Source organism: Psychrobacter sp. T6-1 (assembly GCF_052258445.1).
This window is the reverse complement of record NZ_JBQQFC010000581.1, coordinates 1-964: the sequence shown is the minus strand read 5'-3', so window position 1 is coordinate 964 and position 964 is coordinate 1. Positions and strand designations below refer to the sequence as shown.

The following is a 964-nucleotide window of genomic DNA, read 5'->3' as shown; positions in this document are numbered from 1 at the left end:
CAAATATATGCAGGTTCTCGCTCTTTGCGCGAGGGACGAGCGCCGAGTAAACCATTAAAGAAAGACGGCTCATGACCTGCATATTTGCCCACTGTTAAAGCAAGCGATGCTGAGGCCATGCTTTTAAATCTTTGTTTTTTGCAATATATCTAAAGTTCGGTGGGTTACGCTATCGCTAACCCACCCTACAAGTCGCTTTCATATTAAAAAGTTATGATTCTTCTAACAGTGCCAAAAACTCATCCTCACCCACAATCTTAACCCCTAACTTCTCAGCCTTTGCCATTTTCGAGCCAGCTTTCTCTCCTGCCAGCAGTGCTGTGGTTTTGGCAGAGATACTTCCTGAGACTTTTGCGCCTAACGCTTGCAGCTTGGCTTTGGCTTCATCGCGTGCCATGCTACCGAGTGCGCCAGTAATGACCCACGTTTGCCCATCAAGTGGTAGATCGTCGGATGCGACTTGCTCAACGTTATCCCAATGCACGCCAGCTGCTCGCAGGCTATCGATGACTTCAATATTGTGCGGGGCACGGAAGAACTCGTGGGTCAGCTCAGCGGTGATGGTGCCAACATCAGGGGTGGCAATAAGCGCGTCCATATCAGCACTCATTAAGCTATCCAAATCGCCAAATTGCTGGGCGAAGTTTTGTGCGGTGCCCTCGCCGACGCCGCGAATGCCCAAGGCGTAGATAAATCTGGCTAAGGTGGTTTTTTTGCTAGCCTCAATGGCGTCAATGATGTTTTGTACCGATTTTTCGCCAAGTTTTTCAAAAGTAATCATTTGCTCTTGATGGTTATGCAACTGATAGATGTCGGCGACGGTTTTGACAAGCCCCTGCTCAAAGAAGCTAATCAGCCAGCGCTCGCCGAGTCCATCGATATCCATGGCGCGGCGCGAGACAAAGTGGATTAAGGCCTCGGTTTGCTGAGCAGGACAAAACAAACCGCCGCTACAACGGGCAAG

General features: G+C 49.6%; 1 protein-coding gene. It reads right to left on the bottom strand.

Features of this window, described 5'->3' with window-relative positions; genetic code table 11:
• Positions 1–211: 211 nt before the first annotated feature.
• Positions 212–964 (bottom strand): helix-hairpin-helix domain-containing protein (locus ACTXGO_RS14740; RefSeq protein WP_443575049.1); only part of this gene is annotated, 753 nt, incomplete at its 5' end.